The following is a 24,798-nucleotide window of genomic DNA, read 5'->3' on the forward strand; positions in this document are numbered from 1 at the left end:
ACGAAGAACCAACATGACAAGAATTTACATTTTGGTTGAAATCTAAGATAAAGTCTATCCCCCAATGTAACTCCCCGCTAAATATTTGTCTCAATTCATATGGCAATTGAAAATTATCAGGAAGAAACCATTTGAAGTCACAACGACAGCTTAATGTTAGTAAAGCATTTTTGAAGTCGGCAGGTATTTTGTAATTCAGCTGCTGTTTAATCTCATAAACATTGTCAAATGATGTTGGGGTATCAAAAATTAAAGATCTTGCATTGCCACCTAGAATTTCTATCTGATGTAAAATATTTGTAAGTCGTTCTTTTATTGTCGAATTAAATAAAATCTAACATAGAGAGGCTTATCGAAATAGCGGATATCTATGTTCCTGCTTAACCGAGTTGACAATTGTTTTTCTGTTGAATTTGGCACTGCTGCCGACACTTTGGTAAACCAGTGTTAATCGTTTATTCTTTTCCATCAAGTCTACAAATCTTCCGTTGCTAAGACAATACATTACCAGTAAAATAGGGTTGGTCAAGGAGGCGACGCTATGTACTATGGGCCAGATGAAAAAGCATGTACAATCCTATCAGCGCTTTCAAAAAAAGAAAATTACATTTGATTCGTTTGGGCCAGAGGTTTATCAAAAATTTGTCAAATATCTTAGCTATGATATTCCACTGCTCAGGCGCAATAAACCAACCAGGGGACTTAGGATTAATACCATTGGCAAAACAATTAAACACCTAAAGTCTTTCCTGAAAGATCGTATGGCCAGAAAAATTATTCCCTATCAGGATTTAAGCTTTTTTAAATACCTGGAAGAAGAGGTAGACGCGGTGTATTTGGATTGGAGTGAACTATCCACCATTTATCACTTAGATTTATCCAAGAAGGCTTATTTGGTTAAATATAGAGATTTGTTCGTGCTGGCTTGTCTGACAGGCTTTCGGTATGGCGATTTTACCAACCTGCAGGCCAGTGAACTTAGAAATGGGTTACTACATGTGGTGCAAGAAAAAACGGCTGGAATTGTCATTGCTCCCCTGCACGAAGATGCACGCAAAATTCTGATTGATCAGTACCATATGCAAATACCAAAAGTAAGTATGGTCAATTTCAATTACTATGTAAAGGAAGTTGCGCGCCTAGCTGGGCTTATTCAGCCGGTAATGATTACCCATAAGAAAGGAAATACGATAGAAGAAGAAACACGCCCCAAATATGCCTGGATATCTTCCCATACGGCGCGTCGTTCCTTTTGCACCAATGAATACCTGGCTGGGACACCCGCTGATTTGATAATGACTATTAGCGGGCATAAATCGGAAAAAGCCTTTCGCAGGTATATCAAAGCCGATCAACTGCAAAAAGCAACGCTGATAAAAAAGCTCTGGGAAACTCGTCCGGGATTATAAGGCGCCGGTTCGCTCTTGGCTCCTGTAAACCGATCTACCTGCAAGTGGCATATGTCAGAATGCGCCCTTGTCACTTTCATAAATGAACGGTCATATAATTAAGCCACCATTATTGAAACTATCAATTTTTTTCGAAGGGACCGTCGTATGCCGTTTTGGTACCTGGATAGACTAAGAGAGACTGCAAAGGACTCGTGGCAAATAAAGGTTTGGCGCCAGTAAAAAATAGAAAAATTCGATCTCTTTAGATGCCATGTGAAGAGGTTGTTTTTATAGATCAAAAAAGCTGAGGAACGAATTTTTGCCAGATAGCCCTACTTGGTCATAGACCTGTTGAGGCAAAAGCGTGAAAATCGTCCTTTCATTGATTTTAAATACTGATCAGTTGATCAAACGCCTTTACCATAATCATATAGTAACTATCAAAAAAACAGATGTTGATCAACGAATTTTTATTCCTGCTGGATTTGCTGGTTGAGTTAGGGAGTTCCACTGCCTACCTGTTTCGGGAAAGCGATCAGCTACAAAAACATGGTTAGTCCTCAAAAGATAAACCTATTAGATCAAAAGCTCTTGCCTTTTAGTAACACATTAAGGAAACGATTTAGCAGTCATCTAGAAGGCATCTTTTGAAGTTACCTAAATTGCTTAGAGAGTGTTCATAAAGCAAAGAGTATTAAGAAAACGATGAAAAGAATACCGTTAAAAAACGGTACCTGAAACCACAGAATCTTGTTTATATTTAATTTAATATTCGTTGAAGCACTATTCTAGAAGCCGCATATAAAGGCGTGTCTTTGATAACATTTGGATATAGAGTGATTTGTATTTTTTAAAAAATCAAAAGACTTTGTGATCCGCACTAATTAGGATTACTCTTACATCAATCATGACCCGATAAATTCACTTACCCTTTTGAAAACTAAGCAGGCGAATTAAAGTAGATTATTATCTGTTTAATTTAGCAGTGAAAAGGATAGTACAAGGACATTATTTTAACATATAATATGCGGACAATTAATTATTTGCTGCTTTTAGTTAGCTTATCTTACTTTCCCACGTCCTTAACTGCTCAAGATTCTCAGTTTAATGAGCTATTTAAGAGTCTTGACAGTGCAAATTTCAATCTTAAAATAGGGCTAAATCCTGGAGTCTATTACAAGAAACTATCGAATAGAAGTCTCTTTTTGGAAATTATTAAAGGTACCTCTGCTATTGGGAAAATACGAATGAGCGGTGGAAAAATTGTCTATTTAAATTATCAATTTTCACAGCCCGTGATATTGAGTGATATCGGCAACGAACACTGTGATGGATTATATATAAAATCAATATTATTCCAAAATGACTTTCTCTCTATCGATTCTTTTTCCGTATCAAAAAAGAAATACTGTAAGGCTTCCGATCTTAAAAATATAAAAGCATTAAGAAATAACTTAGCGAAGCCAGATAGTATAAATAAGGTGTTACGCGGTTCTTTATTCAAATCAGAGAGCATGACGGAGTGGGATTCCTGCACTTCTAATTTCAATAATTGCAAATCTATAAAAAATATTGTTGAAAGTGTTTCTTTAGAAACGCCTGATGGATATATTCGATTCAAGAAGGACTTCAAGTTCTTGATTGGCGATCAAACAAATTATAGTAATTACATAATAACGGGCGACTCTGATTTTGTCAAATTTTCACAACTTGATGTCATTACAGATCCACTTTCTTGTGAAATTAATGCAACCGGCACTTTTTCGACCCTACGAGAAGCAAACTTGGAAAGCCAAGGTTGTAAATTTAAGCTTGGCTCACCGAATTTCTCTGACCTTCAAATCCGATTATCATCAAAAATAGGAATTACTCGGCTTTCAGGGAACATAAAAGCAATTACTAATGACGCGTTTATAGAATCAATGGGAGCAAACACATCGTGCTTTTTTATTGGTAATGGTTCAGAAATAAACTTCCAAAATTTCGAATTAGTAAATCTCCCTGAAAATTGTGTGCACTTAAAAATAGGTATGGGGTCTACGATCAGTATGAACATTGACAGTGCGGAATTAACCGTCAATGAGCTCACCTCGCTGCGCTTAATAAATTCTAAGATTCGAACTTTGCAAATTTTCGGCGAGTTTTTTAGCGAAAAGAAAACAAATTATATTCAAGCATCGGCATTTGATGTTACATTTAATTTAAGGGATAGCAAGATTGCCGTAAATCCATATTCCACCCTGTTTATAACAGCTGGAAATTTTCATGCCAGATCACTAGAGATGAATACCACATTGTATCCTTTTGTCCGGGGGCAATTTGATGTTTGGGATCTCACAATAAAACCAGGTACTATTCTCGCCGGAAGCAAAGATGGTTTTGCTTTTCAATTGAGTGAAGGTTCGAAAATAAGTCAGGATCCCAAAGATCCTATTCGTTTTGAAAAAGACGAGCCTTATCCGTTAGGTACAATAGTTTGTAATTTATCATTTTCACAATTCCTTGCAAACAGTCAAAAGCAATTCAGGTTAACAAGTGGCATCCTTAGAGGAAACTTGTCGTATTTGGGGAATGAGCAATTTGTAGGGGCCAATCTAAATTTAGAAGGCGATTTAAACACAATTGTAAATTTTAACGTACAGACACCAGTTTCTACCAGGTTTAAGATTTCCGAGGGAAGGCTCACCTTTTCGAAACAGATGCTACCGGATTTTACAGGGAGTGCATCATTTCAACTCAATCCAATAACAAATCCGCTTGTAATCCAGACGCCTTGCTTTGACGACGATCAACTAGATTGGCAAGGCCTCAAAGATGAACACCTTTACCCATTAAAACTGAATATCTACATAGATCATCCTGTAGTTTTTCGGCGATTTAAGATTGCATTTAAGAATGACATAATTCAAGGCTTTTCAGGAGAGTCAAGCCCTACTTCCTTAACTCTGGAAACCCCTGCGGGATACGGTGAATATGACCCTGACCATGATGATTGCAATGAAATTAGTACAAATACAAATAACCAAGACAGGGGTGATGACGACATTAAAGATAAACAGGAAATAGGTAGAGCTTCGACTGGTGTTGTTCCTAGTTGCACTATTCATGCATGGCTCAAAATTGCACGTTACCCGGTACCCTACTCAATAAATTTTGAGTATAAAATTTCTCCAATTTCGAAATTGCCGACAATTGTTTTCTTTCCGAAAATTAATACTACAGATTTAAAGTTAGAATATATTCGACATGGCTGCGATGATATTGTTCGTGAAACCATCGGTAGTTTTTTTTTAAATATAGATGATCTGCTAACAAAAAAAATTCAGGATGCTATTGATAAAGTAGCGGCAAGAATTTCTCAAGGCATAACTATTCCAATTCCACGATACTAAATTTTTAACAATGAATAAGAAACTCCTATTGATTTGTGCGTTGGTTATGCAGTCCCTGTTTTCAATTGGTCAACAAAAATTCGTTACTATCTGCACAAGCGATTCCTTGACTGATCGGCTAATTCAATCTTTATTTCCTCTAGAATGTACAATAGGGCAAACTAATTATCGAGTTACATTTTTTGAGGCACATTATACAAAACCTTTAACAAGTTTAAGTGGGCAATTCATAATGGTCGGGAAGCCAGGAGCAGCCGAAAAAATCAGACCTCGTAGGGTTTTACCGTCCGGCAATTTAAACAACGTGCAATTAGCTGCCGCTTTAACAAATGGAGCCGAAGTCTCAGATAGTCTCTTTATCGGAGTAATCCGCATTATCTGGGTAGGTGGAATACTAAAAATAAAAGCCGATAATGTAAAATTATTTGTGAAGGGAGCTCCTGCTACTTTTGAACCAATACTTTCTCAACTTACGAAGAATGAAAAATTGAACTTTTCCTTTCCAGTTAAAAATATCAATATTTCAGTAGATAATGATTCCGCCGAAAAGCAAATTACATTTAACATCAAACCATATTTCAGAACTAATAATTTGGATTTCGTTCTAGCGCCTGCGAAAGTTTTTATATTAAATAACATTCCAAACCCTATCGCTCGGTTTCAGTCTATTGTGTATGGAAATAATTCAGTTATTATTCTTCCGTTCGAATTACTTAATTACTTATCCTCGACAACCTTTGCAGCTTTCAAAAAGAGATTGTCAAGAGATGGGTTTGATTTTGATCTTAGCAAGTTTAGGATCAAGAACCAACAGGCATTAACTCAACTACGCTTCGATATGTCCAATCCACAAACCGGAACAAAATATGATGCTCAACTATTTAGCGATAGTGATGGAAAGTTTCAGGAATGCAAGATCACAGCACTTACGGGTGGACTTATAGCTCAAAATTTTGCCAGAGATATGCAGACCAAATTCAACTCGAATTATGCGAACAAGCCGCTTTTTAGTCAAACAGACATACATAAGGAATTTACATTCAAAATACGAGAAAAGGACTATATTTTATTTTTAGACATAGTTGATATTAAATCTAGTCAGACTGACATGAGAGCTTTTAACCATATTCTTTTAGTACAAAAATGAATACAATGAAAAGGATGATTATTGTTATACTAATCCACAGTTCAGCACTTTTATCATCGTGCGAAACTTTGGAAGCGATTTTTGGCTCTGGAAGTGACGAAAAATATGTAATACGAAGACAGTCTACGAGTAATGTATGCCAAGTATGGATTTCTACTGCATCGCCAGTTGGAGATCGGATTGGTGGAGAATATAATTCAAGAGAGGAGGCTCAAGCAGCAATGTGTGAATTTTTGCGTAATGGCACATGCCAAGAAGTAAACCCTTCGGGTGCATGTCGATAAAAATTCAGCAGCTCTTTTCACTTCGCAATCTCAGAACATCAACATTATGACTGACCTATTCCAAGTTGTCTATCATATATTGAATACATGAATAAGTCTTGTGCATTAGGCCTAATAATGGCATAATGCGATTAATTTTGACATTATTAAGATCTTTAGGAATCCAGTGTATTCACGCCATGAGATGTAACAGATTGTCAATGTATCGTTTTATAACTACTACACAGGGTCATTTTTTTCTGTTAGGCAAAAGAAACTTTCACAATCTGGATAGGGGGTAACTCGAGAGACATAAAAATGATTTACCTGTTCAGAATCTGATAAATTTCCAAATCCCCGACGTTTTCTCAAAAAAAACCGTTACCTATTCAGCACGGAACGGCTGGCATTTGGGAACCCAACGAGATTTTTTGAATGGCTATGGGTTAGGAGATGATTATCCTTGTTGTCCATATTCACGCTGGTGCCGTAACCTTCGTATTGTTCCTATCCGTCTTCCTATCCGCCATATATTTGGCTACCGGCGTTTTAATTTTTTGAAAACCCGATATACCCCGTCTCCACCATGGGATTCAACTGGATGTACTTCTGCAGCAACTTGACCGGTTTGCAGTGTATCGGAAAATTGATCCCACGCAGCGGCCTTGTGATGCTGTATTTTCCCTCCAAGATAAGCCGCACGATGTTGTTGTTTTTATCACCGCTCAACATGCCGCCACCAATGAAATAGAAAGAGATTCCCGAGAAAAGAGATGGACAAAGATCTCTGGCCTATCTATTGAAGAATCAAGAAGTAGCGTTGGAAAATCCATCACTTTCTTTGATCAGTTAATGTGAACTTGGATTAGACAAAATTGGACTTTTGTCGAGATTAAACACATTGCTGTAAAAAAAAGACAAGGCAGATATTGGCAACGGTAATGATGACAATGACGATGACTCCGATGAAAGTGAACAAGAGATCGCTGTCATGGTAGAAGAAGCTATTACAGTTATCCAAAATATTAGCTGTGAACTATTGGAAGCATCGGGGCAGCCAAGAGGTTAAAAGAGATAAGGGGGCGGCTGTCACTATAGAAGATTACGAACACTGAGGCATTGACGAACTTACCCAAATAAAAAAAACACTTATAGAGTTAGCGAAAACAATTGAGGCACTTCAAAGAAGTTCACTATTTTTTCCAGTCGCCCTTAAGCTCCTATCGCTTACCAGTAGGCCATCCAGGTATTGTTCAAATTAATAATATGTCCTTGCAAGGTGATTCTTTTTTCCGTGCCTTCGACTAATTGAATAGGAGCAATTCCGTGTAGGTATAATCCTTCAAATATTGCTATTTTACCAACCTCATATGATTGATAGGCCGATTGAATGGAGCCTGTTAGAGCGGGGATATCCTGGAAGCGTATACCCTTAGACATAACTTCATCATAGGATAAATTCCATAAATTAATGCCGGCCCCTGATTTTGGTAGTTCTAATGCGAGTGTAAAGGTTATAAATCTTGGCAGGATTTTTACCGGCATTTTCCATGATAAACTTTGATGAGGCAAATCAAAGTGCATGCCTCCTCCTGCATAGGGAGTCTCCAAAACAAAAATGTGAAAGCCTGGTATAGACACATTTTTGTAAAAAAACACTTCATCCATTACATAGGCGGATAAAACCAGTAATACTTTTTCATATAGTTGATTAAAATTGGCCCAAAGAAGTTCATTAAAAACCTTGGCTTTATAATAATAAGCACTCATGTTACATGTGTTTTGATACACAGGTGAACCTAAGGTATAAAGGACATTGCCATGTGCTTCCCAGTGTTCAGAAAGCTTTTCAATTTTATTAACTGCTTGTTCGCATTCACCAGAGTTTAACACTTCATAAAACTTTGCTAAGTAGCTCATGGCAAAATGGGTTTAAGATAGAAGATGATTCAAAATATCAATTGATATAGCATTCCCCAGAACCCTGTCATAACTATCATAACCAGGCATTGGATTCATCTCAAGACAATGCCATTCATTGGTTTCAGTCACTTTAAAATCAAAACCTGCAAGAACTATTCGCCGTTCTTTGGCATATGAAATACATAAGTTTATTAACAACTTAGGTGCTTCAGTGTTATCTATCGCTTTCATATTCGAATAAGTGCCTTTCTTTTTATAATAGCGATAATCTATAGCATCCGATTTTATTTCAACAGCAAATGCCTTATCATTGAAAATATGTATACGGACATCTTTGCCAGAGATATATTGCTGAAAAAAGACCGGCGCATTAATCAAAGTTTCCTTTCTGGATGAATCTTGTGGTTGGGTAACATCAACAATGCTTCTGGTCGAACTGTTAGATTTATAAATAGAAATGAATTTGTTATTGAATTGCTCGAAATCAGAAGGAATGGATGTAGACATTGAAGTCGGGATTTTAAAACCATGTTTCATAAGCAAATAAGTCTGGAAGGGTTTTGAAGCATTATCCCAACCCGCATTAATCGGGTTTATGATTTTAAGCTTAGTCGCTAAGAGAACATAATGCAATGCCTTGTATCTTGACATGGCTCTCATATAATTAATGCTGTCATACTTCTCAGGTAGAGGCGGAGAAAGACGCTGGTAGATACCTGAAAAATCTTTAAGACAAAATCTTTCAAAGTTATAGACAACTTCTGGGTCGGTTGTGTTTGCAGATTCTATATAGCCGTTTTCATAATAGGCCTTTAAATTTAAAAACCTGAAAGGATAGTTACCCATTGTTGCAATATTCAATATATGATAGATTGTATTGTCGCCAGGGAATCCTATTATTAATACTTGTTTCATGCCATTCTGAATCTTTGTTAATGGAAGCAACCACTTGATTTTTTTAAACAACTTTTTATTTCTTCTTTAACTTTAATGGGCAAAGGCACTGGGCTATAGGTGGAGATAAAACTAAATTGAGGCCCCATTTTGTCTATTATAAATACACAAAAGGCAATATCTAATTTAAAATAGCCTAATAGGTCGCCGACATATTTTTCAATAGAGGAAAGAGGTAACTCGACATAGGACATATTGCTCTTATGCGAATAAGAAAAATAAAAGGATCTATCATCTATCTTCAAACATATAATATATTCACTTTCCGCATCCCATTTTCCTGCGAAGTACATCTTTTCTCCATCTAATTGCCCCTGGTCATATAAAAGGAAGTTATGATGATCAGATAAATCGATTACAGATAACAATATATTATTTTCAAAAATCTTCGCCAACTCAGCACCTTTAAAAAGTTGTTCATTATAAGTAGGAATTCCAAGCTGTCTTGCAAGTTGCCTTACTTCACATCGATCCCAAATTTTCATATCAATGCCCAATGACGGTCTATTAATAACTGGTCCCTGGGACATTTCAAGTAATGCAGAAAACATAGCCCTTATTTCGCTTACACTGTATTCCTTGTCAATCCAGTTAACCCCTCTGTGATTTCCAATTATCGGGTACAGGTAAATAATCAAACTGTCATGTTCAAGTTTTGTTTTTGCTCCTTCCTTTGTTACTAGTTTTATATTACAATCACTTGAATTGAAATTTATTGTAGCCTGCAAGGATGACAAATCATCAATAATAACAAATGGATATTCTGACTCTTCTAGCGCTTCTGCTATTAGGTATACAAGTGGATCTGAAGGACTACCAATAACAAGGTTATTTGTAAGTGAAAACTGCATGATCTAGGCTATTGAAGCGTTTATATAAGGGGGGTAAAATGGGCATTTTTTCCATATCGATTATATCTGAAAACACCTAAAGAATTATATATCTTGTAAAGCGAGATTCTATCAATCACCATAACAGGATCAAAAACAATACTTCCTGGATCAAACACGGTTTCACTGCCACCTATTTTTGCATCACCGGAACCTTCTTTATCTTCCTTGTCTTTATCATCTTTATCCCCTTCTTTTGTATCTTTGTCTTTATCCTTTCCATCCTTCGCCCCATCCTTCGTCCCATCTTTCGTCCCATCTTTCGTCCCATCTTTCGTCCCATCCTTCGTTCCATCTTTGGTCCCATCCTTCGACCCCTCTTTTCCACCTTTATCTTCTTTACATCCTGAACAACAATCAATAGCATTTACATTAAAATTGGGTGCAATCAACTGTGCAAGATCAGTTTCTTCATATAATTTATAAGTTAAAGATGGACGGTGCTCAAAAGTTATAAAAGTAGAGTAACGAATAACTGACCGATTGTCTCCAAAATAATCATGTAATTCACTTTCTGCTAAAAATTCCACTGGAATTCTTCTTTCTTTAATTTTTCGATTTAAATCCTCGACAAAACCATGATGGCTTTTTTCCGAATGAGCTTGCTTATAAAATACTATTTTCTTTACAGGCATTTTTTGCAGCGCATTCATTATAAGCGCCAGTAGTTGTACCTGCACATTCTTTATTTCTCTGGGGGTTTCTGCATTGATAAGCAAATACGGAATAAAGAGCGAATGGGGATACTTCTTTAAATCCAAGATGACAGAACCCACCACCATATCGTCTTTTACTCTTCTTACCATGATAAGGGACAGATTCAACATGGCATCGCTAATTAAAGCAGTATGGAATCGGCTGGAATAAAAAGAACCAAAGTCTTTAGGCCAAAGTACTTCAGCTATTGCATTAAAATCATCTCGTCCCTCACCTATGTGAAAAAAATATTCCTTTTCAGAACTATGATTTTTTTCAAAATCATGAAAATGATTTCGTTCCATAAAATATAGTTTAGTTGTTTATAAATCCCCACAGAGACAAATGCTACACCAACAAGGGTGTAACCAATAACTTCACTAAAACTTTCTGGCTTTCAGAATTTAAGTAAATATTGACTTGACGATTTTAAAAATTAAATGTCTACTCTTTTATTGGACCTTCGGCTATTCCATTTATTGAGCACCATTTTAGGGGGAAGGATTAATTCTTTAACTGTAGAGTATTTTCCCCTGTTGTATGAAACAATATAAATTTACAACTCTGTCCTAAATTAAAAATCGGTAAAAACACCCTATTTTCACTTAGTTTTTACTGTATATAAGCGCCTGACAAAATGATATACTAAATATTCTCTTTATAATTTTTTGCAAAATTGAACAACAGTTATTTTTGTATGATTGAATTTTGTAGCTTTTAACCTTATTATTCTAGTATTAAATCTTTTTTCATCTACTTTCTAGCCCTCATGTTGTTGTAACAGAGCGTTTATGTAAAGTTGCTTTTAAATAAAAAAGGACCCATGTTATGCGATCCTTTTACGTGAGGTTCCAAGCAGACTCGTCGAGCCGTATAATTAATTGAGAATAAACTTGTGCCATTTTTTAGTCGATTAATGGTCAATCAAAACGATCCTTCTAACCTACAAACACAATCGCACAAAAATTTCTGTCACGGCCGATTAGATCAATGAAGTAAAAAATCTAGATGTTTTCCTTTTTGATAAATACTTAGAAACACTAACCGTATTAGTTTGGAGCGAAAGTCCAGAGATTAATGATAGCTCGACATTATTTCTTTTATTTTTCCATAGACTCACCCCCTTGATCTTACTAGAATAAATAAACTGTTCAAGCTCTTAAGCATTGAACGGAGTAGGAAAGCGCTGGTTAAATTAATTACAAGTGTTTACAAGGTTGTACAATGAGGATTATTTTATAAAGGTTGCATTGGCGTAAATATTCACAATAAAGCCCGCTATATTCATTAGGCAGCTGCGGTAATGGCAATTGTTTTGTACTACCTTCCATGATCTGCTTAGCAATCGCGCAGTATAAAACGCCTACAGCCGGATCGGACCAAAAAAAATACACAAGTGTTCCCAAAAGGGTGTTTTGTCATTTGTTAGTTCCGGTGTTTGTAGGTTTCTTGTCCCTTTCTACTCGCCAAAATTTGTAAAAGCTGTAAATTTGCTTCTCTCTCTGCTGTTCTATCATTTATAGGCCTTTTCTTAGCTTATCCTTCCACAAGCGCCCTTTGATCGCATTAAAACTTTGCGAACATGCGACAGCCAATAAAATTAATCATCAAAAAAGGGAATGTGCATAAAGATGAGACCAGCCCGATTTTTGTACAATACTGTTATTCAACACAAAAAAGGGTTTTACTTAGCACAGATATAAACATCCCTGCAAAATATTGGAATAAAAAAACTTGCTCCATACTGACCTCCTTACCTACGCAATACGGAGATCCGAAAAGGCTTGAAGCGGATTTGCGAGCTAAGCTTAGGCGGGCTGAACAAATTGTTGACTATGCTTTTCAGGATGCCAATACCAACCCTATACGATTTTTAAAACGGTACTTTAAAGAAGGAGATGATCAATATTTGCATCATGTTGATTATGATAATAACATAAAGGATGTGTTTTACCAGATGGACCTGTATATTGAAAGTAAAACAGGATTGGTTAAAGACGCGACCTTATCTACACTAAGGCAAATGAAGCGGCATGTACAAGCTTTTCAGCGCTATAAAAAAAAGAAATTCACCTTTGATTCGTTTGGCCTGGACTTTTATCAAAAATTTGTCAAATACCTTACCTATGACATTCCGGTACTCCGGCGCAATAAACCTACCAAGGGACTTAGAATTAACACCATTGGCAAAACGATCAAACACTTCAAGTCTTTTTTGAAGGATCGCATGGCCAGAAAGATAATCCCCTATACGGATTTGAGTTTTTTTAAGTACATGGAAGAGGAGGTGGACGCCGTGTACCTGGATTGGAATGAGCTCTCCACAATTTATCATTTAGATCTATCCAGGAAACCTTATTTAATTAAATACCGGGATTTGTTGGTACTAGCTTGTCTGACCGGCTTTCGGTTTGGAGATTTTACCAACCTCAACGCAAGCATTTTAAGAAATGGGCTGCTGCATGTCTGCCAAGAAAAAACGGGTGGAACGGTCATTGCCCCCCTTCATGCAGATGCGCAGAAGATCCTGATCGATCAGTACAACTTGAAACTCCCACGGGTTAGTGAAGCCAACTTTAATTTCTATATCAAAGAGGTTGTCCGCCTGGCGGGTATTACGCAGCCGGTGTCCATCACGCATAAAAAAGGAAACACAGTAGAGGAGGAAATCCGACCAAAATTTGCCTGGGTATCCTCTCATATTGGCCGCCGCTCTTTTTGCACCAATGAGTACCTAGCTGGCACACCTGCTGATTTGATCATGACCGTTAGCGGGCACAAATCTGAAAAGGCGTTTCGCAGGTATATCAAAGCAGACCAGCTGCAAAAAGCTACCCTGATAAAAAAGCTATGGGACAACCGGCCTGGCCTGTAACGCTGGAGATCTACTAAAAACAATAACAATCAACGCTTGCCAGCAGCTTTCGTTTTGTAGCGAATTGTGAGGCATTTAAGCATCCAAGACCGGCCGGTAGCATTTAAAGCAATTACAGCGCTTTGTGGGATCAAGGCACTTCAATCATCATAGCTCAATCAAGGTCTATCATTAATGGGCAAAGTCTATCGAAATTTCGAGAGAAGTCTATCTAGGTTCATGGGCCAGTGGCCATATTGTTGGTTGACCATCACAAGGAGAGGTAATCAGTTACAATTCATTAGCGCTCCTAAAGAGATGTTATGACAAAATGACTCAAGGCCGTTCAAGTCCTTTTGATTTATATATTTTTAAGCAGATAGACTAAAATAGACTTTCGCAAGCGACCGGGAAACCAACGATTATTACCAATGAAAAATAAAGTGATTCACTTTTTGGAGGAAGCGAAAATAGCGGCAGTTTGATAGACTAAAAAACAACCCTAAAATCGCTGAAACCCGCGCTGGGCGCTGGTTTCAAGCGATTATTAAGCGGACCGGACGGCAAATTGAACCCATTTTTGAACTGGTCTTAACTGGACTTAACCTTACGGTAAATCGCTGTTTTTCAATATTCTGCAACGTTTTTCGCAGGAAAACAGCGATAGCTTTACCTAACAGGAATGCACTTTTAGAGAACAAAATGAGACCTGTTAGATTATGCGCAGACACCCACTTACACTCATCGTAAAAAAGGGAAAAGTAAGAAAAGACGGAACCAGTATCGTCTTCTTGCAGTATTGTTATTCCGACAAACAGAGACCACTGCTTGATACCGGGGTGGCTATACCACCTGCTTACTGGAACAAAAAAAGCCGAAAGATTTCGGACAGCCTTCCGGCTGAATATGGTAACGTCGAAGCATTGGAGACGATTCTAACTACCAAGCTCCGAAAGGCTGAAGACATGATCAACGAAGCCCTTAAGAGAAAAGTATCGCCCGTAGAATTCTTAAAAATAAATTTTCCCCTGGCCGATAATTGGCTATTGAGCCAATTAAAAGAAAATAAAGATGAATTGAACGTGTACAGCCAGTTCGATAATTATAAAGAGGAAAGAAGAACAGAAGTGTCCAAAGCCACCCTCAATGTAATTGGAATGGTTAAACACCACCTTAAGAGCTTTGAGAAATATTCAGGTAAGGCAATCACCTTCGACAGCTTTGACTTTGATTTTTACCGAGAGTTTGTAAAGTTTCTCACCTATGACTACGTTCTTTTAACCAGGAAGGAGATAACAAAAGGATTGCGTGTAAACAGCATCGGGAAAACCATTAAATGGCTAAAGGCATTTCTCAGAAACCGGATGGCCAAGAAAATAATTCCCTACATAGACCTAACGCTATACCTGGGAATGGAAGAAGATACGGACGCGATTTACTTAAACTGGAAAGAAATATCTGCAATATATCGGCTGGATTTATCGAGCACCCCGGAAATGGAACATGTAAGGGACGAATTTATTTTAGGCTGTCTTACCGGCTTTCGATTTAGTGATTATAGCGAGGTGGCTCCTGAAGAGATTAGAGATGGGATGCTGTTCGTAAAACAACAAAAAACCACTGATCGCGTCGTTGTGCCACTGCGGCCTGAGGCTCTTGCCATTCTACGAAAATATAACATGCAAATGCCACCAGTTAATAATGTTAACTTCAATTGCTGGATAAAGGAAGTAGCCAAACTTGCTGAAATAAACGAACCGATCAAATTTTCGTATAAGCGGGGTAATGTAATAATAGAGGAAATCCGACCAAAATATGCCTGGGTTACCTCGCATACCTGCAGGCGTTCTTTCTGCACAAATGAGTTTTTGGACGGTACACCAATCACCTTAATTATGGCTATTAGCGGGCACAAGACAGAGAAAGCCTTCAGGAAATATATTAAAGCGGATGCCCTTGAAAAGGCTTTGATGATCCAGAAGATATGGAAGGATAGGCCATCATGGCAACGTGCTGGATAGATTACCTATTACAATTGTCGAATTTTTAAACCCCAAGTCTTACGGCCCCCGAACCGCATAACTAAATCTGGTCTGCACTCCATTTATTCTGCAGCAACCCAATAGACATATGTAAACACTGTGCCGAGGAATGTGAAAAACATTCTCACATGGAGCACTGCTGTCAATGGGCCGAAATCTGCCGACGATGTGCTGAACTATGTGTGCAACGGCTACTCATGCCTGAGCGTATTGTTGTCAGGTAAGATATCACGCTGATCTACCTGGCTTATTTATTATTAAATTTATATCACCTTATAATTATATAACATCTGCCCATAATTATATAACAAGAGTAATTCTCAATAAATGTAATTTCACATTAAGTATTTGATAGTTGGTTGTAAATCAATATATTATAGGTGATTTATCAATTTTGCAACTTTAAAACCGAACACTTCCATACTTTTGTTCTACTGTTATCATGGCTAATGAACACCACAAGCATGAAAAAGACCATGGCCATCATTCGCATAAATCAATTCCATTAAGCTTTCTATCGGGGTCCAAAATAAAAGGTCCTGTTGAGGACTGCAGTGCCGGGCAGGTAACTGATTTTGCAAAATTAGATAAGTCAGTAAGTTATAATAATTTAATAATTAAAGCGCCAGTTTCCTTTATAATACTGGCATATAACGACTTCCTTAATTTAGAAAGCGGACAGATCAAACCCTTTTTCAATTCCAAATTCCAGTTTGTCCGACGAAGTTGCTTTCTCAACGATATTAATATTCGAATTGCGATCCAATCTTTTCAGATTTGATCTGGTTTAGTGTTTGCTGACATGATAGTTATCATGGCATGGATTATTCTTATAACATTAAATCAGGTTAAAAAATGAAAAAGCTATTTTTTATAACCACCTTGTTGGTGGCGACTTTCGTACAAAAAGGTATCTCCCAGAATAGTACGCAATACCCTTTAACTCAATTACTCGCCCAATATTACGGTATTAAAGACGCTTTGGTAATAGGAAATTCCAACCAGGCATCCATGAAAGCGGAAGAGTTCATTAAAACTGCTAATAGCATTGATTATAAACAAATCTCTGAGGGAAATATCAATGCTTTGCTTAAAGATGCTACTCCCATCTCTGAAACAAAAGACATAAAAACCCAGCGCGAACATTTTGCAAATCTTTCAAATAATATGAAAGCCCTGGGTAAAACGGTAAAATTTTCTTCACCACCTGTTTACCAGCTTTATTGTCCCATGAAAAAGGCAAATTGGCTAAGCGACAATAAGGAGATAAAAAATCCTTATTTCGGCAGCTCGATGCTCACAGGCGGCAAAGTTGTAGCTACAATCAATAAATAAGACAGCTCATTAGAAAGTTAGGAGTTCTGTTGAGCAGGATTCCTAACTCTACATTTTTAAACAAAAAACTAAATTATTATGAAAACTTTCCTTTCAATATTTTTTATGGCAGCTTCCTTATTTGCAGCCTCCTGCAATGGTAATAGTAATCCTGCAAAAGAAACTGACACAAAAAATGCTGATTCAACTACTACACAAGCTGCCCCAACTGGTAGTGAGCAAAAAACTACCGACACACCTGGTACCATTAATGATCTGGTAACAGGATACCTTAATTTAAAAAATGCTCTTGCCAGCGATGACGGAAAACAAGCTGCGACAGCCGCAAACGAAATGGGCAGCGCTTTGACTAAAGTTAACGCATCAGAATTAACGGGCGATCAAAAGAAAGTTTATGACGATGTAAAAGACGATATAAAAGAACACGCGGAGCATATTGGCTCAAACGCCTCCAACATAGCCCATCAAAGAGAGCATTTTGATATGTTAAGTAAGGATATGATTGATTTGGTTAAAGCCACCGGCAGCTCTACTACCCTTTATCACGATTTCTGTCCAATGTATAATAATAAGAAAGGAGCGTCCTGGCTAAGTGAAAAAAAAGATATTAAAAATCCTTACTTGGGTAAATCAATGCCAACATGCGGAGAAGTAAAAGAAGAATTTAAACCTAAAGGATGAAGCGATTAAAAAAAATATTACTGGGTTTGTTGATTGTTTTTCTGCTTATTCAGTTCATTCAACCAGATAAGAACATAAATAGGCAAGAGCAATCAACAGATCTGGTAAAAACCGTTAATGTTCCCTATAATATACAAGTAATTTTAAAGAATTCCTGTTACGATTGCCACAGTAACAGCACTCGCTATCCCTGGTATGCAAGGGTTCAGCCATTAGGATGGTTACTGGCAAATCATATTAGGGAAGGAAAGGCAGAGCTGAATTTTAATGAATTTGGTTCTTACGCTTTAAGAAGGCAGATAAGTAAACTCAACGGAATCGGGTGCATATTGTTTTTTTTATGCGCAGAACAAAGTTATATATACCTGTCCAATGCATCCCCAAATAAAAATGGACAAGCCCGGCAAATGCCCGATCTGCGGAATGACCCTGGTAAAAAAACTGTGAAGGTTACTTCACCTTAAAACCAACCGGGTAATGAAAATAAACCAATCCGGCAGGAGGAACCAAAGGATCAAATGAAAGACATGGACATGAAAAAGGATACCGGGAAGCAAATGAAAATGCCCATGAATGAACCTAATATGAAAATGGATACAACTGCTGCTGAAGCAGCAAGCCAAATACAAAGTAAGGTGAATGTGCTTCCGGGAAAGACCATTCGCTATAATCTGTTTGTAAACGATACTCTTGTAAATTTTACAGGCAGGAAAAAACGTGCCATTGCCATCAACGGTAAAATTCCTGCGCCCGCCCTCACTTTTACTGAAGGCGACACGGCAGAAATATATCTTCATAATATGCTACATGAAGAAACTTCATTGCATTGGCATGGTGTTATTTTACCCAACCAGGCAGACGGGGTTCCCTTCCTCACAACTGCACCTATAGCACCTGGAGAAACACATTTGTATAAATTTAAAGTAGTGCAAAACGGCACTTATTGGTATCATTCGCATAGCGCGCTACAGGAACAGGCCGGGATGTATGGCGCTTTGCTTTTTAAGACAAGGGACAGTTCCCAGCCTAAAAAAAGCACTATGCATCATTCTTCAATGGAAATGCCGGGCAGCAATGAGCTATTCGATAAAGAATATACCGTAGTGTTAAGTGAATGGGCAGATGAAAAGCCTACCCAAATCCAACGTCGCCTTCGTACCGGAAACGATTGGTACGCTATTAAAAAAGGAAGTACTCAAAGCTATGCCGAGGCAATAAAAGAAAGACACTTTAAAACCAAATTGACCAATGAATGGAAACGGATGAAAGCGATGAATGTTAGCGACGTTTACTACAATCGCTTTCTTTTGAATGACAAATCGGAGAATACAGCACCTGAATTTAAAGCCGGTGATAAGATTAAACTAAAGGTGGTAAATGCAGGGGCATCCAGTTACTTCTGGCTTGGATATGCAGGAGGAAAAATTACCGTAGTAGGAAATGATGGAAATGATATGATTCCCGTTGAAGTGTCATATACTCTTTCATATGATGGCAGGAATGGGAAAAGTATTTACTTATATCAATTCCCCGGTTAATCCTGAACTGCCGGATGCAGAAAAAGCCTATAAAATGTTCAGGAATCACAAAGACCAGAACATGCACTATTTAATGATACGGGCCGGGCTGGAAACAAATGGCAGTGATGGAGAATTGATGGTTTCTTCGAACCGGTACGCATTACAGGGGCTTTGGCACTTAACTATCCTCAGGTTTATAACCCATGAAGGTGAATTAAATTTTGGGCGTTACATTGGTGTTAACCAATGGCTATTTCCATATATTGGTTTTGATTATCATTACAAAAAAATAGATGGAGATCCGATAAAACAAACAGATTATAAGAACTTATTCGGGCAAATCAGCAATAAAAATGACCGCAAAACAATCGTAGCTGGTATTCAATATACACTCCCCTGGTTAGTAGTAGCCGATGGAAGAGTTGATTGCAACGGAAAACTGAGGTTTCAATTGAGCCGGGAAGATGTACCTATAACCAAGCGGTTGCGATTTAATATTATGGGAAATACTGATAAAGAATATGCTATAGGGTTCAGGTATATTGTATCAAAATGGTTTGCACTTTCTACCCATTATGATAGCGATATGGGTTACGGGGCCGGTATAACCTTAACCTATTAAAAATACTATTTCTTAAAACAAGAGAATGCCAACATCAAAAACCAAATAAAATGGATCATTCCCATCATAGTCATTCAGACAATAACGTGCATAGACAATCTGGTAGCGCTGGCAGTCAGCTGTATACCTGTCCTATGCATCCACAAATAAAACAGTCGCAGCCTGGCAAATGCCCGATTTGCGAAATGGATTTAGTGCCGTTAACACCTGCAAACGATACCGGGTCGACGCATGACCATGCACATGCAGAAAATCAACTCCATGGGCATATGGGACACGATCACCATGCAATGATGATCGATGATTTTAAAAAGCGTTTTTATGTAGTGCTGGTGCTTACGGTACCTATTGTGGTATTGTCGCCCATGATACAACACTGGCTTAACTGGCATATAGCATTTTCCGGATCTCAATATGTATTGTTCGCATTATCATCGGTCGTATTTGTGTATGGTGGCTGGCCTTTTTTGAAAGGTTGGGTAAATGAAATGAAAGCAAAAAATCCGGGCATGATGACCCTAATTGGCTTTGCTATTACCGTGGCTTATGTATACAGCACAGCTACTGTTTTTGGATTGAAGGGCATGGATTTCTTTTGGGAACTGGCAACTTTAATACTCATCATGTTATTAGGCCATTGGATTGAAATGAAATCGATAGCCGGCGCTTCCCGCGAATTGGAATTGCTGGTGCAACTGATGGCTGCCGAAGCGCATTTACAACATGGAGATCACGTAATGGATGTAAAGACTGATACTTTAAAGCCCAACGACATCATATTGATAAAACCAGGTGAAAAAATTGCTGCCGATGGAATTGTTGTAGAAGGCGAAACCTCAGTCAATGAATCGATGCTCACCGGTGAATCGAAACCTGTGCAAAAGAAAAAGGACGATAAAGTAATTGCTGGAAGTGTAAATGGCAACGGTGCCATAAAAGTGCAGGTGCTACACGATATGAAAGATTCCTACCTAAGCCAGGTTATTAACCTGGTGAATGAGGCACAAAAAGCAAAATCTAAAACACAACTCCTGGCAGATACTGCTGCACGGTGGTTAACCACCATTGCAATTGTGGCTGGAATTGTAACCTTTTTGTATTGGTATTTCAATGATCAGTCACTGTCCTTTGCAATTGAAAGAATGGTAACAGTGGTAGTTATCTGCTGTCCGCATGCACTTGGTTTGGCAGTACCACTTGTAGTAGCCCGTTCAATGGCCCTAAGTGCAAAAAATGGCCTCCTCATCAAAAACAGAACGGCCTTTGAAAATGCACGCAAAATCACTACCCTGGTATTTGATAAAACTGGTACTTTAACGGTGGGAAAGTTTGAGGTGGTGCGTATTGGGGCAATGCAAAAGGAATATACTGATAATGATGTACTGCAACTGGCAGCAGCACTGGAACAGGGATCAGAACACCCGATTGCCACAGGCATTATGCAAAAAGTGAAAGAGCTGAACATTCAACCGGTTAAGGCAGAAAATATTCAGGCACTTATAGGCAAAGGCATTTCGGGAACCGTTAATCAAAAACAGGTACAGGTGGTTAGTCCGGGTTATATGAAAGAAAAACTGGGCAATTCATTTTCTGCCATCGATATCAGGGCTGGTGAAACGCTGGTATATGTACTGGTAAATAATATGCCGGCTGGCTTTATTGCGCTGGCCGATCAAATCAGGCCCGAATCATATGAAGCGATTAAGACATTACATCAACATCACATAAAAACCGCATTGCTAACCGGTGATAATGCTAAGGTAGCCGAAAGTGTAAGTAAAGAGCTGGGGATAGACCAATACATCGCTGAAGTATTACCGCATCAGAAATTAGAAAAAGTAAGAGAACTCCAGGAACAGGGCGAATTTGTAGCCATGACAGGCGATGGTGTTAATGACGCACCTGCATTAGCGCAGGCCGATATTGGTATTGCTGTTGGCTCGGGAAGTGACGTGGCGGCCGAAACAGCAGGCATCGTACTGGTAAACAGCAATCCGAAAGATATAGTCAACCTCATCTTATTTGGTAGAGCCACCTATCGCAAGATGGTGCAGAACCTCGCCTGGGCAACGGGATATAATGTAGTTGCATTGCCGCTGGCAGCAGGCATTTTATATAAAGCAGGCATTTTGTTAAGCCCAGCAGCGGGCGCTGTGTTGATGAGTGTCAGTACAGTTATTGTAGCTATTAACTCTAGTTTATTAAAAGTCAACAATTCCTGATTATTAAACAAACTCCTTTGGAGATTTTCTCCATTGTGATTTTAAGTGTTGCCGGGCAGGGTCTCCTGCCTGGCTTTTTTTTCCAATAGATGTTTTGACATGATATACACATTACCGACTATCTTATGCGAATTTATTTGCATAATTACGGGGATAGCCATATGATAATGGATAAAATTGCGAAATCAGCGTAAATCACTTGTTTTGAGAATTAATTCGAATTGCTGTCGCACCGATTTTACCTTTGACGTTCAATTTGTTACATCATCTAACTGATGAAAGCTAGCTAAAACAGACATAGGGCTGACAAAAATCATACTGAATAACAATTTGAATCATTAAGTATTGCTAATTAGAAAAGTACCTTTATGTTGACAATGAAATAAAGTGAAAAAATTAATAGTCATATTCCTTCTGACTTTATATGCTTCCAATTCAGTAGGATTAAGCATTAATTTTCACTTCTGTTGCGGACATTTGGCAAAAATATCTTTATCTAACCTTTCGCATATTAAAGGGTGTGGTTGCGATCATAATGATAAGCCAAAGAAATGCTGTAAAAATGTATTAGCATTTTATCAAAGCGACAATCATAGGATTACTCAATTTGCGCAGATTGCAGAGCTAATTTACTTTCCTGTTGAACGGCCTATAGAAAATTATCAGGTAATATTCTTCTGTCCGGATTCTTATAATACTCATTTCAAAGTTGTAAATGTTCCGGAACGTGGAGCACACCCCATTTTTCTGCTTTGCAACGTTTTCAGAATTTGAAACGTCCAGCCGGATAATTTCTAGCGTATAGAATTCATTTTTCCGTTTCTGAATAAGGTCTTCGTGGATTTATCGCATAATAATTACTGCAAACTTAAATATTATGCCGCGCAGTTTAAACTGTCTTTTTACACATTTAAAATCTAAAATAATGAAACAGGTATTTTTTCTGGCATTTGCCATTCTGATCACTTCATCTTCGTTATTGGCCCAAACCAAAGCAGGAAAAACAGATACAACCAGGCACATAACATATTACACATGCTCGATGCATCCAGACCTCATCAGCAATAAACCAGGGAAATGCCCTAAGTGTGGTATGGATTTAATTCTTTCAAGTAAGGAACAAATAAAATCAGCCATAACCAAGAGTTACAATTGTCCCGTTCATGTGAATGTGTTCAGCCATGACCCAGGGAAATGCCCTCAATGTGGCAGAAAGCTTCGGCTATCACCTAAGGAGCAAATGAAGGCTGAAGTTGGAAAAGTATATACTTGCCCGATGCATCCGGAAATAGCACTGGATAAAGAGGGGAAATGCCCTAAATGCGGTGCTGCTTTAGTTGAGAAAAAGAATAATTAATATCCATTGACACATCTAATAGAGTAAATATTTAATGAATTAAAAGTCAAGAAATGAAAAAAATAACTTTATTGGTTACTATTGCTGGTTTGCTAATTATTACCCAGAACAGTCACGCTCAAAATGATAGCAGTGGAATTTATAAAACTGCTGCTGATTTTCAGAACAAAAAGCTATCCTATGCCATTAACTTTAAAACAGAGAAACATAAAATAAAAAGCGCAATGCTTTTTAATAATGAAGAGGTAAAAGTTAAACATCAGGGTGTAAATTATTCTTTAAAAAAAAGTGAGACCTATGGCTATAGAGATATGAAGGGAAGGGATTTTAGATTTGTCGATGGCAAAGAATACAGAATCCTCAATTCCTACGAACCTGTATTAATATATGTTTACCAGCATCAGGCACATTCGGCAAAAGATATAAGTATGGGGAATTACAAACCTGTATATTATTTTAGTTTAGATGCCGCTTCACCTGTTGAAACATTAACACTCAACAAAATAAAAGCTGCCTTCCCGGAAAATCACAAATTGCACGATGCAGTGGACGCACAGTTTAAAACAGACGCAGATTTATATGCATATGACAACTTTCATAAAATGTACAAGTTAAATTGGATTTTAAAAAGCACGAATAAGTAAGCATAAAAACCGGGTTATGACCGCTAGCTGCCTACATATTAAAACATGTGTTGCAAAACAGATGCATTTAAATTTCAAGAAAGCTGTTGCAGCAAGCAGGTTATAACTCGAGTTTCAGTTGAAGGGTCGGTAACTTTTTACATCTTCCATTATATAAATATCGGTATATGTATATAACAAAAATCACAACCAGAGCTGACGAAAGTCATTATAAATAGGTACTGAAATAACATAATTTTAGATAGCTAAATTATTTTCTTTCGAAAAAAAGTATGAAATCCTCGAGGACGATAAAATACAAAGCGCTGTTTCTGCTGGTTAGCTTCTCGCTCAACACAGTAGTAGGCTTTGCCTGTTCTCTCGGGCTTGATATGGGATTTAATGCACATCATCACCATGAGGATTGCGAAGAAAAACAGGAACATGCTTCTAAAGGTCATCACGATGACCGTGAGCATCATTCTTATATTAATGATGCTGACAAAGACCATCATAATCATCATCATAGCCAATCCAGCGGTCACCAGCATGATGAAGGTAAAAAAGGAAATAATTACGCCACCATTAATGCTTCGGAAAATGACAATTGCTGCAATGGCCTGGTCGTTGGTTTTCAAAATATAGATAAGCAGTTAGCGCAGAAATATGCTTCTGCAAAACCAACCAGTGCATTTACAGCGTTTATTCAACCTGCAATACTTACTCTTAAATATAACACGAGGAATACGGAGTCTTTCAGGACTCCTCCCAAAATACAGGAACATTCCCCTCCCGACATACGAATTCTGATTCAGTCTTTTCAAATTTGATTTTGAGTTTAATTCTTATTAGTGTGTAAGAAGGCATAAAGTTTCTTCATACTGTA

General features: G+C 37.8%; 20 protein-coding genes and 1 pseudogene. 17 read left to right on the forward strand and 4 right to left on the reverse strand.

Features of this window, described 5'->3' with window-relative positions; translation table 11 throughout:
- Positions 1-488: 488 nt before the first annotated feature.
- From A3860_RS29270 to A3860_RS40685, 4 genes are all read left to right on the forward strand, one after another.
- Positions 489-1,409, forward strand: coding sequence for a tyrosine-type recombinase/integrase (locus A3860_RS29270; RefSeq protein ID WP_158085398.1), 921 nt, complete (start codon positions 489-491; stop codon positions 1,407-1,409).
- 1,007 nt (positions 1,410-2,416) lie between these two features.
- Entirely contained in the window at positions 2,417-4,783 is a 2,367-nt protein-coding gene (locus A3860_RS29275) for a translocation/assembly module TamB domain-containing protein (protein ID WP_081153442.1), read from the forward strand.
- 10 nt (positions 4,784-4,793) lie between these two features.
- The gene (locus tag A3860_RS29280) at positions 4,794-5,930 is read left to right on the forward strand and encodes a hypothetical protein (protein ID WP_081153444.1); all 1,137 of its coding nucleotides are present in this window, start codon (positions 4,794-4,796) and stop codon (positions 5,928-5,930) included.
- Positions 5,931-5,935: 5 nt separating this feature from the next.
- A complete protein-coding gene (locus A3860_RS40685) occupies positions 5,936-6,214 on the forward strand; it encodes a hypothetical protein (RefSeq protein ID WP_143774317.1) in 279 nt (92 codons plus the stop codon).
- Between the two features lie 1,206 nt (positions 6,215-7,420).
- Here the strand turns inward: A3860_RS40685 and A3860_RS29290 are convergent.
- From A3860_RS29290 to A3860_RS41290, 4 genes are read right to left on the reverse strand one after another with little or no spacing between them, the layout of a single operon-like run.
- Positions 7,421-8,113 (reverse strand): hypothetical protein, encoded by a 693-nt coding sequence (locus A3860_RS29290; protein WP_081153447.1) that lies wholly within the window; start codon positions 8,111-8,113, stop codon positions 7,421-7,423.
- A gap of 12 nt (positions 8,114-8,125) precedes the next feature.
- Positions 8,126-9,031 (reverse strand): ATP-grasp domain-containing protein, encoded by a 906-nt coding sequence (locus A3860_RS29295; RefSeq protein WP_143774318.1) that lies wholly within the window; start codon positions 9,029-9,031, stop codon positions 8,126-8,128.
- Positions 9,032-9,048: 17 nt separating this feature from the next.
- Positions 9,049-9,921, reverse strand: a complete 873-nt coding sequence (locus A3860_RS29300; RefSeq protein WP_081153451.1) for a hypothetical protein — start codon at positions 9,919-9,921, stop codon at positions 9,049-9,051.
- 20 nt (positions 9,922-9,941) lie between these two features.
- Positions 9,942-10,961 (reverse strand): hypothetical protein, encoded by a 1,020-nt coding sequence (locus A3860_RS41290; RefSeq protein WP_081153453.1) that lies wholly within the window; start codon positions 10,959-10,961, stop codon positions 9,942-9,944.
- Positions 10,962-12,238: 1,277 nt separating this feature from the next.
- Here A3860_RS41290 and A3860_RS29310 point away from each other — a divergent pair.
- The 13 genes and pseudogenes from A3860_RS29310 (at position 12,239) to A3860_RS29375 (ending at position 24,742) form a co-directional block, all read left to right on the forward strand.
- Entirely contained in the window at positions 12,239-13,531 is a 1,293-nt protein-coding gene (locus tag A3860_RS29310; protein ID WP_081153455.1) for a phage integrase SAM-like domain-containing protein, read from the forward strand.
- 698 nt (positions 13,532-14,229) lie between these two features.
- Positions 14,230-15,531: a site-specific integrase gene (locus A3860_RS29315; protein WP_081153457.1), complete on the forward strand. Its 1,302-nt coding sequence runs from the start codon at positions 14,230-14,232 to the stop codon at positions 15,529-15,531.
- 876 nt (positions 15,532-16,407) lie between these two features.
- Positions 16,408-16,887, forward strand: coding sequence for a DUF3347 domain-containing protein (locus A3860_RS29325; RefSeq protein WP_081153461.1), 480 nt, complete (start codon positions 16,408-16,410; stop codon positions 16,885-16,887).
- 78 nt (positions 16,888-16,965) lie between these two features.
- Positions 16,966-17,568 (forward strand): DUF3347 domain-containing protein, encoded by a 603-nt coding sequence (locus A3860_RS29330; protein ID WP_081153463.1) that lies wholly within the window; start codon positions 16,966-16,968, stop codon positions 17,566-17,568.
- Positions 17,565-17,873 (forward strand): annotated as a pseudogene (locus A3860_RS42360) (heme-binding domain-containing protein); the annotation flags it as partial. The gene A3860_RS29330 and the pseudogene A3860_RS42360, both read left to right, overlap by 4 nt.
- A gap of 67 nt (positions 17,874-17,940) precedes the next feature.
- Complete coding sequence (locus A3860_RS42145; protein WP_394334800.1) at positions 17,941-18,015, forward strand: heavy metal-binding domain-containing protein; 75 nt, start codon at positions 17,941-17,943, stop codon at positions 18,013-18,015.
- Between the two features lie 86 nt (positions 18,016-18,101).
- On the forward strand, positions 18,102-19,106 hold the full coding sequence (locus tag A3860_RS41755) for a multicopper oxidase domain-containing protein (RefSeq protein ID WP_216823532.1): 1,005 nt from the start codon (positions 18,102-18,104) through the stop codon (positions 19,104-19,106).
- Complete coding sequence (locus A3860_RS41760) at positions 19,057-19,710, forward strand: hypothetical protein (protein WP_216823533.1); 654 nt, start codon at positions 19,057-19,059, stop codon at positions 19,708-19,710. Before A3860_RS41755 ends, A3860_RS41760 begins: the two co-directional genes overlap by 50 nt.
- Positions 19,711-19,844: 134 nt before the next feature.
- Positions 19,845-21,932 carry a copper-translocating P-type ATPase gene (locus A3860_RS29355; RefSeq protein WP_081153471.1) on the forward strand — a complete coding sequence of 696 codons (2,088 nt, stop codon included), beginning with the start codon at positions 19,845-19,847 and terminating at the stop codon, positions 21,930-21,932.
- A 387-nt stretch (positions 21,933-22,319) separates the two neighbouring features.
- Positions 22,320-22,706: an HYC_CC_PP family protein gene (locus tag A3860_RS42450; RefSeq protein WP_449406714.1), complete on the forward strand. Its 387-nt coding sequence runs from the start codon at positions 22,320-22,322 to the stop codon at positions 22,704-22,706.
- 151 nt (positions 22,707-22,857) lie between these two features.
- The gene (locus tag A3860_RS29365) at positions 22,858-23,289 is read left to right on the forward strand and encodes a heavy metal-binding domain-containing protein (RefSeq protein ID WP_158085399.1); all 432 of its coding nucleotides are present in this window, start codon (positions 22,858-22,860) and stop codon (positions 23,287-23,289) included.
- Positions 23,290-23,342: 53 nt separating this feature from the next.
- A complete protein-coding gene (locus A3860_RS29370; protein WP_081153474.1) occupies positions 23,343-23,933 on the forward strand; it encodes a hypothetical protein in 591 nt (196 codons plus the stop codon).
- A gap of 272 nt (positions 23,934-24,205) precedes the next feature.
- Entirely contained in the window at positions 24,206-24,742 is a 537-nt protein-coding gene (locus tag A3860_RS29375) for a hypothetical protein (RefSeq protein ID WP_081153475.1), read from the forward strand.
- The last annotated feature ends 56 nt before the right edge of the window (positions 24,743-24,798 follow it).

This window comes from Niastella vici (assembly GCF_002077945.1).
In the GTDB taxonomy this organism is placed as follows: domain Bacteria; phylum Bacteroidota; class Bacteroidia; order Chitinophagales; family Chitinophagaceae; genus Niastella; species Niastella vici.